The 14,125-nt window shown below is 54.8% G+C and carries 12 protein-coding genes; 8 read left to right on the top strand and 4 right to left on the bottom strand.

Annotated elements, in window-relative coordinates; genetic code table 11:
* Nucleotides 1–7: 7 nt before the first annotated feature.
* From YERSI8AC_RS21405 to YERSI8AC_RS21395, 3 genes are all read left to right on the top strand, one after another.
* Nucleotides 8–196 carry a hypothetical protein gene (locus tag YERSI8AC_RS21405; RefSeq protein ID WP_022521540.1) on the top strand — a complete coding sequence of 63 codons (189 nt, stop codon included), beginning with the start codon at nucleotides 8–10 and terminating at the stop codon, nucleotides 194–196.
* Nucleotides 189–1,697 (top strand): sodium:solute symporter family protein, encoded by a 1,509-nt coding sequence (locus YERSI8AC_RS21400; RefSeq protein ID WP_159177537.1) that lies wholly within the window; start codon nucleotides 189–191, stop codon nucleotides 1,695–1,697. Before YERSI8AC_RS21405 ends, YERSI8AC_RS21400 begins: the two co-directional genes overlap by 8 nt.
* A gap of 129 nt (nucleotides 1,698–1,826) precedes the next feature.
* On the top strand, nucleotides 1,827–2,858 hold the full coding sequence (locus YERSI8AC_RS21395; protein WP_022521542.1) for a 2,5-dihydroxypyridine 5,6-dioxygenase: 1,032 nt from the start codon (nucleotides 1,827–1,829) through the stop codon (nucleotides 2,856–2,858).
* 53 nt (nucleotides 2,859–2,911) lie between these two features.
* Here YERSI8AC_RS21395 and YERSI8AC_RS21390 read toward each other — a convergent pair whose 3' ends face one another.
* From YERSI8AC_RS21390 to YERSI8AC_RS21380, 3 genes are read right to left on the bottom strand one after another with little or no spacing between them, the layout of a single operon-like run.
* A complete protein-coding gene (locus tag YERSI8AC_RS21390; RefSeq protein WP_223828084.1) occupies nucleotides 2,912–3,862 on the bottom strand; it encodes a biotin-dependent carboxyltransferase family protein in 951 nt (316 codons plus the stop codon).
* On the bottom strand, nucleotides 3,859–4,566 hold the full coding sequence (pxpB, locus tag YERSI8AC_RS21385; RefSeq protein ID WP_422822541.1) for a 5-oxoprolinase subunit PxpB: 708 nt from the start codon (nucleotides 4,564–4,566) through the stop codon (nucleotides 3,859–3,861). Before pxpB ends, YERSI8AC_RS21390 begins: the two co-directional genes overlap by 4 nt.
* A gap of 5 nt (nucleotides 4,567–4,571) precedes the next feature.
* Nucleotides 4,572–5,324, bottom strand: a complete 753-nt coding sequence (locus YERSI8AC_RS21380) for a 5-oxoprolinase subunit PxpA (protein WP_022521545.1) — start codon at nucleotides 5,322–5,324, stop codon at nucleotides 4,572–4,574.
* 392 nt (nucleotides 5,325–5,716) lie between these two features.
* On the opposite strand from YERSI8AC_RS21380, the gene YERSI8AC_RS21375 reads away from it, so the two are divergent.
* The 4 genes from YERSI8AC_RS21375 to YERSI8AC_RS21360 all read left to right on the top strand — a co-directional run bounded on the left by YERSI8AC_RS21375 (nucleotide 5,717) and on the right by YERSI8AC_RS21360 (nucleotide 9,866).
* Entirely contained in the window at nucleotides 5,717–6,700 is a 984-nt protein-coding gene (locus YERSI8AC_RS21375; RefSeq protein ID WP_009286012.1) for a LysR family transcriptional regulator, read from the top strand.
* A gap of 36 nt (nucleotides 6,701–6,736) precedes the next feature.
* Nucleotides 6,737–7,720, top strand: a complete 984-nt coding sequence (locus tag YERSI8AC_RS21370) for a TRAP transporter substrate-binding protein (protein ID WP_027957166.1) — start codon at nucleotides 6,737–6,739, stop codon at nucleotides 7,718–7,720.
* A 167-nt stretch (nucleotides 7,721–7,887) separates the two neighbouring features.
* Nucleotides 7,888–8,451, top strand: a complete 564-nt coding sequence (locus tag YERSI8AC_RS21365; protein WP_159177535.1) for a TRAP transporter small permease — start codon at nucleotides 7,888–7,890, stop codon at nucleotides 8,449–8,451.
* Between the two features lie 110 nt (nucleotides 8,452–8,561).
* Nucleotides 8,562–9,866: a TRAP transporter large permease gene (locus YERSI8AC_RS21360; RefSeq protein WP_159177534.1), complete on the top strand. Its 1,305-nt coding sequence runs from the start codon at nucleotides 8,562–8,564 to the stop codon at nucleotides 9,864–9,866.
* Nucleotides 9,867–10,100: 234 nt separating this feature from the next.
* Here the strand turns inward: YERSI8AC_RS21360 and YERSI8AC_RS21355 are convergent, their stop codons facing one another.
* Nucleotides 10,101–11,183 carry an HDOD domain-containing protein gene (locus YERSI8AC_RS21355; RefSeq protein WP_236557383.1) on the bottom strand — a complete coding sequence of 361 codons (1,083 nt, stop codon included), beginning with the start codon at nucleotides 11,181–11,183 and terminating at the stop codon, nucleotides 10,101–10,103.
* 195 nt (nucleotides 11,184–11,378) lie between these two features.
* Here YERSI8AC_RS21355 and YERSI8AC_RS21350 point away from each other — a divergent pair, with 195 nt between their 5' ends.
* Nucleotides 11,379–14,054, top strand: a complete 2,676-nt coding sequence (locus YERSI8AC_RS21350; RefSeq protein ID WP_159177532.1) for a bifunctional diguanylate cyclase/phosphodiesterase — start codon at nucleotides 11,379–11,381, stop codon at nucleotides 14,052–14,054.
* The last annotated feature ends 71 nt before the right edge of the window (nucleotides 14,055–14,125 follow it).

Genomic DNA, 14,125 nt, shown 5'->3' with positions numbered 1-14,125 from the left:
GTGGATTATGAAACGCAGTAAATGGATATGGCTAGTATGGGCAGTGGTCCTGCTGAGCTACCTGGTGCCTTATACCCTCTTGAGCGGTGTCGCGCTTTGGTACGGCAGTTTCCTGTTCTGGATGTTGGCAGGGTTGGCCATCATTGCGCTGAATGTGTTTATCACTAAAGATTTTGAGGAGCACAGCAATGACTGAGTCACTTATCTGGTGGTCCATTGCCATCTACTTATTAATCGCTATTGGCATTGCGATTATGTCTCGCCAAGGCCCTTCCGAAAGTATGTCGGGATACTTCCTGGGTAACCGACAAATGAACGGCTTTGTCTCGGCGCTGAGCTACAGTGCCACTACCTACAGTGCCTTTATGATGGTGGGCTTGGCAGGTCTTACCTATGCCGGCGGCGTTGGCGCGCTCGGTTTTGAAATCATCTATTTCGCCGGTGTCTCTCTGGTGGCTGTTTTCGGTCCCAAATTCTGGGCAGTCGGCAAGAAGTTCGGCTATGTGACGCCCAGCGAGATGCTGGGCCACCGCTACAACAGCAAACATGTGGCCATGGCTGTCTCGATTGCCAGTTGTATCTTCCTGATTCCCTACTCGGCCGTTCAGCTCGCGGGTGTCGGTTACCTGTTGCAGGGGATTACTGATGGCGCGATTACCTTTACTACCGGGGTGGTGCTGGCCACGGTGATCGCTATCTTCTTCTCCTATATCGCGGGGATTCGTTCGGTGATGTGGACCGACTCGCTCCAGGCCATCATGATGATTGTTGCCTCAACCCTGGTGGCCTTCCTGGTGATCCAGGGCTTGGGTGGTTTCGGCGCACTATTCGATACGCTGGCAACGGAACATCCGCAGTCACTCACGGTGCCTGGCCCTGGCCTGTTCAGCTTTGTCACTTTCCTGGGGCTCACCATTCCCTGGTTCTTCTTTAGTATCTCCAACCCACAGGTCAGTCAACGCCTGTTTATGCCCTCCTCGCTGCGCTCCATGCGCCACATGCTGATTGGCTTCCTGGTGTTTGGTTTTATCTACACCATGGTCTCTGTGCTTTGGGGTTTCTCTGCCTTAGCCGCTTTCCCAAGTCTTGCAAGTGCAGATTTAGCCACGCCCACGCTGTTGGCCTCGGAGTTTGTACCGCCAGTGCTTGGCGTCATCGTAATGATCGGCATCATGGCCGCCGCCGTCTCCACCATCGATTCGATCATGCTGACCCTGGCGTCCATGGTCTCCCGCGACGTCTATGCGAACGTTAAATCGAACGTCAGTGAAAAGCGCCAACTGCTGGTGGGCAAGTTCGTGGTGCCGGTGATCGCACTGATGGCGCTGGCCTTTGCCGAGCTGCAGCTTGACCTTATTGCGGTGCTGTCGGTGGCTGCTTCCTCTGGTCTGGTAGCCATGGTGCCCGCCCTTATCGGTGCCTTCTATTGGAAGCGCGGTACTGGCGTCGGTGCACTGGTAAGCGTGGTGGGCACCAGCGCCTTTGTACTGCTGATGTATGCCACTGGTAATTCACTGCTGGGCCTGCCCGCCGGTGTATGGGGCATTGTGGTCGCTAGTGTGCTGTTTGTTGGCGTTAGTTTAGCCACCAAGCCTCATCAAGCCACCACGGATGCTTTCTTTGCGGCTATCTCTGAAGAGCTGAGCAAAAAGCGCAGCACTACCACCGATCAAGCGACGAAAGAGGCGGCTGCCTAATTGACGTTCAGCTTTGACCCGATAACACCATAGAGCGCTTGGTGTGCCCAAAGGCGAGCACGAGCGCTCTCAGCTAACACTTCCCGGTACGTTACAGCTGTGCTTTCGCCTGGGGAGTTAGGAGACTTTATGGATCACGCAAGCTTTGCCGAAATTTGCCTCCATCAGCTAAAAATGTCCGGCGTACATGAAGGCGAAAAACTCGTCGTACTGACCCAGGGCAGCGAACGCCTTGATTATGCGGATGCCTTTATGGCGGCGGGGCAGCGTTTAGGCGCCAATATGTACCACATGCGGTTACCCGCGCCGTTACCTACCGGCGGCTGGGCCGTGGGAGCAACGGGGCTTGCTAGCATGCCCGATGCGGTGGAAGCGCTTAAAAACTGCGACATGTTGATCGATTGTATTTTCCTGCTGTTCTCTCCCGAACAAATGGCGATCCAAGCCGCGGGTACGCGTATATTGACGGCGGTTGAACCGCCAGAACTGCTGGCCAGAATGTTGCCCACCAAAGAGCTAAGGGAAAAGGTCGAACTGGCCGCCGCGCTGCTGGAAAAAGCCAAAGTGATGCGCATCACCTCGCCCCACGGCACGGATGTCACCTACCAACTGAATACTTATGAGACGGTTGCTGAGTATGCCTGTACCGACGAACCGGGGCGTTGGGATCACTGGCCCTCTGGCTTTGTGTTCACCGGCGGTGATGACGATGGCGTTGATGGCACCATTGTGGTGGCGCCGGGCGATATTCTGCTTCCCCAAAACATGTATGTTCGAGAGCCTATTACCTACACCATTGAAAAGGGCTGGATTACCGATATACGTGGTGGGCTCGATGCGGAGCTAGTGAAATCCTATATGGATAGCTTTAACGACCCGCGCGGCATGGGCATGAGCCACGTAGGCTGGGGCATGAACCCTAATGCCAAATGGCACCGCATGGTGCCGGGGGAGTTCCCGGGTGGCATGGGGATGGAACCGCGTAGCTTTTATGGCAACGTAATGTTCTCCACCGGCCCTAACAGCGAACTGGGCGGGTCTAACGATACCGCCTGCCATCTGGATATTCCCATGCGCAACTGCTCGCTCTTCCTGGACGATGAGCCCATCGTCATTGATGGCGATATCGTCGTTAAGGAACTGCAGATGGCTAGAAGCTAGCGCTCTTGAGACACGAGATACTGATAAAGCCCCTGGTTCGGGGCTTTTTTACTTTAGTGCCAAACCGTTAGCTGATGTCGGTAATCATCTTGCGCTTGGCTGGCGCTGGCAGGGGTTAACCAAACCTGGGTGCCGGGTAAACACTGGGCCAGCGTAGCGCAGGCGATGGGGGTGAGGGCGCCTAGGCGCGGGTAGCCGCCGATTGTCTGGCGGTCATTCATCAGCACGATTGGCTGGCCGTCCGGCGGCACTTGAACTGCTCCCAGCGGAATGCCTTCGGAAATAATGCCCTTTAGTGAGCCGTGTAGGGCTGGGCCGGTGAGGCGTACGCCCATCCGGTCGGCGCGATTATCCACTGTCCAGGGTTGGTTGAACGCCTGGAAAAGTGCATGGCCACTGAAGGAGGCGATTTGCGAGCCGAGCACGATGGGTAAGCGGCAGCCAGACGCAGGCATGCGCGGGCCCTGGCTTTCAGGAATGCGCCGCACTGCCGGAGCGGTGCCTTTCCAGGTTAACCGGTCGCCCACTTTTAGCGGTTTGCCATCTTCCTGTAAGCCCCCCAATTGCTCGCGGGCAGTGCAGGAGCGGCTGCCCAGCACTTCTGGCGCATTTAGCCCGCCGGGAAAGGCGAGATAGGCGCGCAAACCCTGGCGCGGTTGGCGAAATACCAGGCGCTGGCCCGGCAGTAGCTTGAAACTGGTATTGGGTGCAAACGGTTTGCCATCCAACTGGGCGTCTAGATCGGCGCCGGTCAACGCCAGACGCACTTCGCGTTCGGTTTCAAAGCTCAAGCCGCCGCCCATGACGATTTCCAGCGCAGCGCTGTTTAAAGCGTTACCCAGCAGCCAGTTAGCCCAGCGAAAAGAGATCCAGTCGGCAGCGCCGCCCTGAGTAACGCCTAAGTGGCCGACGCCAAATCGTCCGGCATCTTGAATCAGCGTTAGTGGTCCCGCTTGCTTAACCACCAGCCCCTTGTGTGCTTCATTCATGGTGACGTGACTCATGGGCGCTCCTCCATGGGCGTGGTATCGCCACCATCTGCTTCAAACTCTTCCCGGGAGATCGCTCTAAAGCGCACCTTATCGCCGGGGCGAAACAGGGGATCGCCACGTTTGGCGTGCTCGAATAGCGGCACGTTGGTGCGCCCTAGAATATTCCAGCCGCCCGGCGAGAGCAGTGGGTAGATCGCGGTTTGACGATCGGCAATGCCCACGCTACCTGCTGCGACTTTACGGCGCGGCGTTTTCAAGCGCGGCGTAGCGAGAGATTCGTCTACCAAACCCATAAAACCGTAGCCGGGGGCAAACCCCAGCGCGAACACGCAGTAGTCGTGGTTGCAGTGCTGCGCTATCAAGTCATCAATGCTTAAGCCTGCGCGTTTGGCGACCATGGGTAACTCGGGGCCCACGCTTTCGTCGTACCACACCGGGATATCGTGCAGCTCACCGGCTTGAGTATCCACAGGGGTAAGACCAGAAAGCGCCTTGTGAATAAGTTGAATCGCCTCGCTATGGGTTAACTGCTGGCAGTCGTAATGCAGCAACAGCGTGGTGTAAGAGGGCACTAGATCAATTAACGCTGAACCAAAGGTGCTACGCAACTTTTGGTCGGCAGCGATGACCCAGGCCATATTGGCCTCATCGATGGTGTCGAACAATCGCACCATCAGGGCGTCCATCGCGGCAGTTTCAACTCTTCTTTCACTAATGGGTTTCACGCCTGCTCCAGCGCCTGAAAGGCCTCGCGAATAGCGCGCACGGCGGCCACTGACTCGGGGTTATCGCCGTGAACGCAGAGCGTATCGCAGGCTAGGTGCAGCGGTGTTCCATCAAGCGCGGTGAGCGGCTCGCCTTTGGCCAGCATTACCGCTTGATTGACGATAGTGTTTTGGTCGTGGTGCACAGCGTTAGGCAGCCGTCGTGAGGCCAAGTGGCCGTTACCGTCATAAGCGCGGTCGGCAAAGGTCTCGAACCAGAGGGTAATGCCTATTTGGGCGGCCAACTCGCGATGTGGTTCGGGGTCGGCGGTGGACATAATCATTAACGGCAGGCTGGCATCATAAGCACGTACTGCGCGCATGACGCCTTCGAGCAGCGCCGAGTTGGCGGCCATATCGTTGTACAGCGCACCATGAGGTTTGATGTAGCTCAGTTGGGTGCCTTCCGCTTGGCAGATGCCCGCCAAAGCCCCCACTTGGTAGAGCACCATATCTTCCGCTTCTTCCGGCGAGCAGGCCATTGAGCGGCGACCAAAGCCCATCAAATCCGGATAACCCGGGTGCGCGCCAACGCGGACGCCATTTTGAACCGCTAGTTTGACGGTGCGGCGCATGACATGGGGGTCGGAGGCATGGAAGCCGCAGGCGATGTTGGCGCAGTCGACGAAAGGCATCGCATCGGCATCCAGGCCGAGGTGCCAGTTGCCGAAACTTTCGCCCATATCGCAATTAAGCAGGGGGATGGCCATAGCGACTCCTATGTCGATGCAGTGGGTGCGCTTGATTGGTTAGCGCTGAATTGTAGTCCACCACCAATATATGAACATGGCTTGCCCAGTGCCAATCGTTTTTGACGATACTAACTATCGGACGCTTCTATCATATTGTTATTTATTGGAAAAAGGGTTGACGCTTGGGCACGATACGCTTATCACATTAGGAGCGGGGCGTGATAATAACGTTGGTGAGATAGCGCTGCTGGGAGTGGCCTTAAAGTTGCATAGTGGTCTTGAAGTTGCGTAGTGGTGGTCAAGTTGCGTAGCTATCAGGTCGTCATGAGCCGTAGCACTCCGCCGGTCTCTTTGCGTATCAGCACAGCAGTGTTTTTACTCCAGTAAGTCATATTTGTAGGCGAGTCACTATGCTCGATTTTAAAGAACTTGAGGCGTTCGTATGGGCAGTGAGGCTCGGCTCCTTCCGTAAGGCGGCGACCCGCCTGCACCTTACTCAGCCCTCTGTTTCTGAGCGTATTTCACGCTTGGAAACCACGGTAGGAGAGTTGCTGCTGGAGCGTGCCGCCAGGCCTATTCAGCCTACTATGCGGGGCCGCGAGTTCTTTGTGCACGCTGAGCGGATGCTGCACCAGCGTGATGAAGCGATGAAGCTTTTCGATGACGAAGAGGCGTTTTCTGCACCATTGCGGCTCGGCACGATTGAAACCATCGCCCATAGCTGGTTTCCCGAATTTATGCGCCGTTTAACCGAGCGGTATCCGCGTTTGACCATTGAACTGACGGTCGATTACTCGCCGGTGCTCAATGAGCGGCTACTGGGCAACGAACTGGATATTGTATTGGCGATGAATGGCTATTCACCGCAAAAGCAGATCGAGTACGAGTCCTTGAGCCCTTATGAAATGGGCATGTTTGTCTCTCCGCGGCACGTCAAGCAACTGGGCGAAAGTGCCGACACTTGGGGCAAGCAGTTGCCGTTTATTTCATTTGGTAAGCAGGCTCGTCCCTATGCAGAGTTGGTGAGTTATTTGGCAGAGCAGGGAATCGCTAATCCTCGTATCCATAGCGTCAGCACGCTAATGACCATTGTACGCATGACCACCGAAGGGCTGGGGATTGGCGCGCTGCCTGTCGCCACCGTGCTGGATGAGTGGCAGCGAGGGGAGCTCTACCGTCTCTCGCTACCGGTGCCGTTACCGGCCATGCACTATGATGTGATATGGCGCAACGCTAACCACCCGCGCTTTTGTCGTGGCGTTGCCCGATTGGCTCAGCAGTGTGCCTGCAGCTATGCTCAGGCGCGCCGTGCCGATATGACAACAACACTTTTCTCCGGGCGCTGGGTTACTGCCAGTGCCTCCTCTGGTACCACCGAAGCAACACACTATTAGCACCATACTATTAATAGAAATAAGAGGGTTCTTATGATGCGCAAGACAATAACGACTTCATTGCTCCTGGCGACCGCCTGCGGTTTAACGGTGACGGCTCATGCCGCGGAATGGACCATGGCCACGCCTTACGGTGATGCCAGCTTTCATACCCAAAACAACAAGCAGTTCGCTGAGGACGTGGCCGAAGCTACCGATGGCGAGTTAACCATTACCGTACATAGCGGCGGCTCGTTGGTATCGCATGGTGAAATCAAGCCGTCGGTTCGCCGTGGCACCATTGATGCGGGTGAAGTATTCCTCTCCGTTCTTTCCAACGATGATCCCATTTTCGAAGTGGATACACTGCCTGGTGTGGCCGGCAGCTATGACGACGCCTACGCGCTGTGGGAAGCCACCAAGCCGATGATCACCGAGCTGTTTGCCTATGAAGGGTTGATTCCGCTCTACGCCGTCGCTTGGCCTGCGCAAGGTATCTATACCTCTGAACCTCTTACTGACCCTGAGCAGTTTGAAGGCTTGCGCGTTCGTGCACCTAACATCAATACCCAGCGCTTTGTCGATAATCTGGGCGGTAGCCCCACCGAAACCGAAGAGTCTGATATACCCACTGCGTTTAGCACTGGCCGTGTGGATGCCATGATCACCTCAAGCTCTACCGGTAACTCCATGGCGGCGTGGGATTACGTGACTGATTACACCGACGCTAACCTATGGCTGCCAAAAAATATCGTCTTCATTAGCCAACGTAGTTTTGATGGCCTGGATGAAGCGACTCAGGACGCTCTGATGGAAGCCGCCGCTGAGGCTGAAAAACGTGGTTGGGAGATGAGCCGCGAAGATAATCAGGCGAGCTTAGAAGCTCTGCAAGAGAACGGTATCTCTGTTTCAGAGCCTAACGAAGCCGTTTCAGAGGCACTCCAGGCAGCCGGTGACAAACTGTTTGAAGATTGGCAGTCCCGTGCTGACGACGAAGCCAAACAGGCGCTGGAATCCTATCGCGAGCAGCGCGACAGCTAAGCGCTATTTAGCCTAAACACGGTTTAAGCTAAGTACTTTTTAACTAGGCTCTATCGTGATGGTTTCCGCAGGGGCGGTGATTTTGGCGCTGCCCCTGCTTTTGCTACGCGCTTTTCCTAAGTACGTTTTATAAGTACGTTTCCCGCGTGCTTCGTGAGGCTGCGAACATGACGTTTAAATTCGACAAGCTCTATCGCCTGGGTGCTTGGGGTGCGGCGGCCTGCATGGTTGCCATTTGCACGCTGATAGCGCTTCAGGTGACCTTCCGCCTGGTAGATGCCCTGCTGGTGCTCGTGGGACTGAGCCGCCTAGGCATGAGTATTACCGGCGTTTCGGAAATCGCTTCTTATCTATTGGTGGGGGCGACCTTTCTGGGGTTGGCCTACACCTTTGTGCATCACGCCCATATTCGCGTGACGCTGTTGATTACCCGGCTACCACCGGCAATTCGTGTGTGGTTTGAAGTGTTTTGCCTCATCATCGCCCTGGCGATCAGCTTAATGCTCAGTTACGGCCTCATTGGGTTGGCGAGGGAGAGCCTGCAGTACAACGATGTCTCTTCAGGCTTTGTGTCGATCCCGCTTTGGATACCCCAGCTTGTGCTCGCGACCAGCGTAGGACTGCTCTGTTTGGCGCTGGCTGAAGCCCTGTTTATGGCGCTACGGATTGCCATTCGCGATCCTGCGAGTTTTCGTGAAGCGACTGCCCCAGATGAAAGCGAGGGCCACTAAATGGTGACGATAGCTATGTCTTGGTTGAGTACGTCGTCTGTGTTGAGTACGCAGCGGTTAACGGGACCACTGTTAACACTGCTTCTGCCGTTTAAATTGGAGAGATCCTTGTGCTGCTACTTAGTCTCGCCACCATTTTCACCCTCGTGGTTCTGCTAGGGAGCGGGGTGTGGATTGCCTTTGCGCTAATCGGCACTGCCTGGATAGCGCTAGAGTTCTTCAGCTCTTTCTCGCCAGGCGCTATTTTAGCCTCCGATTTTTGGGGCGCCAGCTACGGTTGGGATCTCACCGCGCTGCCTATGTTTATCTGGATGGGGGAAATTCTGTTTCGCTCTGGGCTTGCGGACAATATGTTTCGTGGCCTGTCGCCCTGGCTGAACCGACTGCCGGGACGTTTATTGCATACCAATATTATTGGCAGCGGCATGTTTGCAGCGGTGTGCGGCTCTTCGGCGGCCACCTGTGCCACGGTGGGCAAAATGACCCTGCCAGAGCTCGAGCGGCGGGATTACGACAGCAATATGGCGATTGGCACCTTGGCCAGCGCCTCCACTTTGGGACTTTTGATTCCACCCTCCATTGTGCTCATCGTTTACGGTGTGGTCACCGAACAGTCGATCTCCAGGCTGTTTATGGCCGGTATTGGCCCGGGACTGATGATCCTGGCCATGTTTATGAGCTACCTCATTTTGTGGGCGTTGCTCAAGGGCAACCGTGAAGGGCTTACCGGCGAAGATGAATCCGGTATGAGCTTTGCTGAAAAGCTGCGCAATACCTGGTCGCTGGTACCTATTCTGCTGTTGATCGGCGGGATTATCTTTTCGATCTATGGCGGGTTAGCGTCGCCTACTGAGGCCGCGGCAGTCGGTGTGGTATTGTCAATCGTGATTGCGCGCTTTAACGGTCACTTTGATCGCGACATTTTTAAAAGCTCGCTGTTTGCCGCCGTGCGTACCGCCTGCATGATCGCTTTTATTATTGCCGGTGCGTCGTTTTTAACCTCGGCCATGGGCTTTACCCAGGTGCCCATGAAGCTGGCGCAGGCGATTGGTGAGATGGGGCTTTCACCTACCATGCTGCTGATTGCGCTTACCTTGCTGCTGCTGGTGATGGGCTGTTTTCTCGACGGTATCTCGCTGATCCTGCTAGTCACCGCGATTATCATGCCGCTGGTGAGCGCCGCTGGGTTCGACCTGATCTGGTTCGGTATTTATCTGGTCGTGGTGGTCGAGATGTCCCAGATTACCCCACCGGTGGGCTTCAACCTGTTCGTGATTCAGGGGCTAACCGGTAAAGATATTCTGACCATTACCAAAGCCACGTTGCCGTTCTTTCTTCTCATGCTGTTGGCGATTGCCTTAATGCACATCTTTCCGGGTATCGCTCTCTATCTACCTGAGGCAATGACTCGGTGAGGTGCTTATAAAAGAAAGACGGTTAAGCATGAACTAGGGAGCCTCTGATTAACGTAATGAGCGCAGGCCAGACAAGGCAAAAATCAACGAAAAAGCGGAGTTTACGTGGGGGTAAATGAGCATTTTGAGGCGATTTTTAACGCCGTATGGGCAAGCGCAATAGTTAATCAGAGGTCTCCTAGAAAAAACGCTCTGGCCGGAACGCCTGATGGCATGCATGTTCTGGCCAGAGGTTTAAGATTTAGCGCGGGATTGGGGGTTAAGTTTTTTGAAAGCAATGTTTTTGTTGAATCCATCCGGGTCGCTGTACCCTTTACGCAACATCGTTAATGCTTTGTGTTGGGCTTCTCTACGGCTATTGAGTATAAGCGTATGACTTAGCAAGAGCTGCTGAGCATTTTCAAGCAGCTCTTTGGGATCAATAGCCGCGGGGGTGTCAATCATCAGCGTTTTAGCGATCAACTCCATTTTGGGCTGAACTTCTTGTAGAACGCTTTTAAATGAGAGAGAGGGCACATCCGCTTTCGTGCTTATATCGGCTATCAGGGCGGCCAGCTGTTCTTCAGGAGCTTTTGATAGGCAGGCATCCGCCGTGGGGCCGGATAGACGAACACACATATCCATTAAGCTATCGCTTTGATAGCAGGCGTGACTAAAACGCATGGTGTTGACCATCGCCGATGGGAGCCCCCATTTGGCTGCCAGCCATGCCCCAATAACGGTGTGGTCACCACCAAAGTAACGCTGCTCCTCCTCAATAAGCTGGGTATGGGAGATAGCACTATCACTATAGAGTTCGTCTGCTTGCTCGGGGTAAGTCGCACTCAGTGCCAATATGCCAATATCCTGTAGCAGCGCTGCTGTAAACGCATTACCTGCCTGTTTAGGGCACGCTTGTTCAGCAAGTTGGCGCGCTATCAGCGCAGACATGATAGACCGTCGCCAAATATGAGTATGCTGCGGCCCTTTACTGGGGTGCTGAAAAAGGTTAAAGCTCAACACGACCGTTAACGTTGCATCTAGTCCTAGCCGCTGGATAGCCTCCAGGCATGTTTGTGTCGGATTGGCGGAGCGGGTGTGGTGGACGCTATTGGCGAGAGATATTAACCGAGTGGTCAACGCTGGATCGTGTTCAATGGTGTCGGCAACATCGTTGATAGTCGCTTTTGACGATTGCGTTAATCTGAGGATGCGTAATGCGATTGAGGGAAGCGAAGGTAAGCGTTGGCACTTGAGGAAATCGCTGATCAGAAAACCAGGCAGTGCTTCAGTTAGCATTCCATACAGTGCTTCATCCTTGGTCGATGTATTAGTCACGTTATCTCCTGCGCACTTTGTAGCGTAGCCGCCAGCCATTATGAGGCGATATCTAATTTTACCATATATCCAGCTACTGTTGACGTTGTTATAGTTGGAAAAGAGCGGTTTGTGCTTTGTAGGCCGCTATATATACTTTATGAGGTTAGTGGCAGGCGTCCAAGCCGCTTCAGAATTAAAAAAGTGAGTGCAACAATGCACACAAAGAACGACGCGGCCGATATATTCCGCCAATTGGCAGAAGGCGTAGGGCACAGTGGGAGCCCGCGTTTTTATGCAACGTTGGTTGAACGTTTAGCGACGATACTAGGCGTTGATCATGTGTTAGTCGCCGATGTAACTCAATTGCATCGGGCTGAGACGTTGGCCGTTTGGTCAAATGGCAACTTGCTGAGCAATGTTACTTACACGCTGACCGGTACCCCTTGCGAGACTGTGTTAGGACGCGAAACCTGCCTTTATGACCATGATGTTCAGTCACGCTTTCCTGACGATAAACTGCTTTGTGAACTGGGTGCCGAGAGTTATTTGGGGCGGGCGCTCTATGCGGCGGATGGTTCGCTAGTTGGTTTGTTAGCGGTACTCAAAAACGCCCCCATGCAGTTGGACGATCTAGCCAATGAGATATTGCAAATCGCCGCCGCCCAGGCGGGTGCAGAGCTGTGCCGACAAAAAGCAGAGCAGGCATTAAGAAAGAGCGAAGAGGTCGCGCGGGAAAGTGAACGCCGTTTGGATACGCTGCTCAACCATCTGCCGGGCATGGCCTATCGCTGCCTGAATGACCGCAATTGGACTATGCAACTGGTGAGCCAAGGGGCCGAAACGCTGACCGGGTACCGGCCTGACGAATTACAGGGTAATCGGCTGATCAGTTTTGCTGCCCTGATTCATCCTGATGACCAGGACAGGGTCTTCCATGAGGTACAGTCGGCCATTGCCAACAGATGCCCTTACCGTGTGATCTACCAGCTGCGCCATCGCGACGGTGGTTATCGGTGGATGTGGGAGCAAGGCCAAGCCGTCATAGATGAGGCGGGCGAAATCGTATGCTTGGAAGGGTTTATCTCGGATGTGACCGACCAGCAAGAGTCGCAGCGGGTGCAAAACGCTGTGGTTCAAGTGGCTTCTACGGTCACGACCCAAGTCGGGGATGGTTATTTTCAGCAGTTGATTGTGACCTTGGTCAAGGTGCTGGAAGCCGATGCAGGCTTTATTGCGTTGCTGCATACTTCACCCCAGGGCGATGAAAATGTCTATGGGCAGGCGACGACTGTCAGCATGGTGGTTGATGGGGCTCAGCGAGAACAGCACACCTTTGCGCTGCGAGGCTCGCCCAGCGAGCAGGTAGTGTTGGAGCGTGAAGCAGTCATGCATGATGGTTCGCCGCTGTTATTACCAGGCACACTGCTACCCACAAGGGCATGGATTGGGCGGCGTTTGGATAATGCCAACGGCGAGGCCATTGGCGTGATGATGGTATTTTATCGACAGCCGCTGACCACCAATGCGTTCGCCACCTCTGTGCTGCAAATTCTTTCGACCGGTGCTGCAGCAGAGCTTGAGCGTCGGCGCGACCATCGGCACATGCACCAGTTAGCCTATACCGACAGTACCACCGGTTTACCTAATCGCGTCCGTTTTATGGAGTTGCTAGCGCAAATGTGGCAAGAAGCCCAGCAAGGCGAGCATGGGCTTTCACTGCTGTTATTGGATATCCGCCGTTTTAAAGAGGTCAACGATCTGCACGGTCACCAAGTGGGCGATCAACTGCTGGTGACAGTGGCTGATCGTTTAGCGAAGATCAGCCACTCATACGGCTCGTTGGCGCGTTTGTCAGGGGATGAATTTGCCCTGCTGGTGGCCGATACCACCCCTCGTGACATTGGCAGCCTTGTGGAGCAGCTACGCTTAGTGGTTAAGCCGCCGCTTCATCTGGAGCGGCGTGTCTTTCACCTCGATGTCAGCATCGGTTTTGCTCATTATCCGCAGCATGTGAGCGAGGCGGGCGAACTATTTAACGCTGCCAGCATTGCTCTCCACCACGCCAAGCGGCGCGAAAATAGTATCTGCCCCTACTCCCAAACGATGCGCCACGCGCTACATCGACGCCAACAGATGACCGAGCGACTCAGCGCGGCAATTACTGAACACAAGTTAGAACTCTACTTTCAGCCTCAGGTGAACCTTACCAGTGGTCAGTTGACCGGTGCAGAAGCCCTGTGCCGCTGGCACGATGCCGAGTGGGGCTGGGTGAGCCCCGGCGAGTTTATTCCCCTGGCTGAAGAGCGTGGTTTGATTCGTGCCTTGGGAGACTGGGTGCTGGAAGAGTCCGCAAGGCAGCTACTGGCATGGCGTGAACAGCCTGAGGGTGGGCTGCCAGGGAGGCTATCGATCAATATTTCCGCCCAACAGTTTGCCGATCCTGAGCTTACCCACCACATTGCGCAACTCACCGCCGGCGTTTCGTCGAGCGCTATCGCCCTGGAGCTCACTGAAAGTGATTTTATGCGCGACCCAGATCAGGCCGTTGAGATCACCCACGCCATGCGACAAGCGGGCTATGCTCTCTCTATCGATGATTTCGGCACCGGCTATTCTTCGCTTTCCTACCTACGGCGCTTCGCTGCCGACGCACTGAAAATTGATATTTCCTTTGTGCGTGAAATGCTCGAAAACAAAAATGACCGCACCATTGTTCAGGCCATCATCGCCATGGCAAAAGCGCTAGAGATGAAAACCGTGGCGGAAGGCGTTGAAACGCGCGACCAAGCGAATTTGCTTGCCGCAATGGGTTGCAATGAGGCACAAGGGTACTGGTTTGGCCGCCCGCTGCCTGCCGATGAGTTTGCGACGCAGTGGTTAACTACTTAGTCTTCTAGTTTGCTCATCGTCGTCTTCTATTAGCGTCATCGTCCTGTCATCACCTTTGGCATACCCTACGC

It is taken from the genome of Halomonas sp. 113, assembly GCF_904067645.1.
Taxonomy (GTDB): domain Bacteria; phylum Pseudomonadota; class Gammaproteobacteria; order Pseudomonadales; family Halomonadaceae; genus Vreelandella; species Vreelandella titanicae.
Note: the sequence above shows the minus strand (reverse complement) of the source record. Positions and strands in the feature narration are given on the sequence as shown.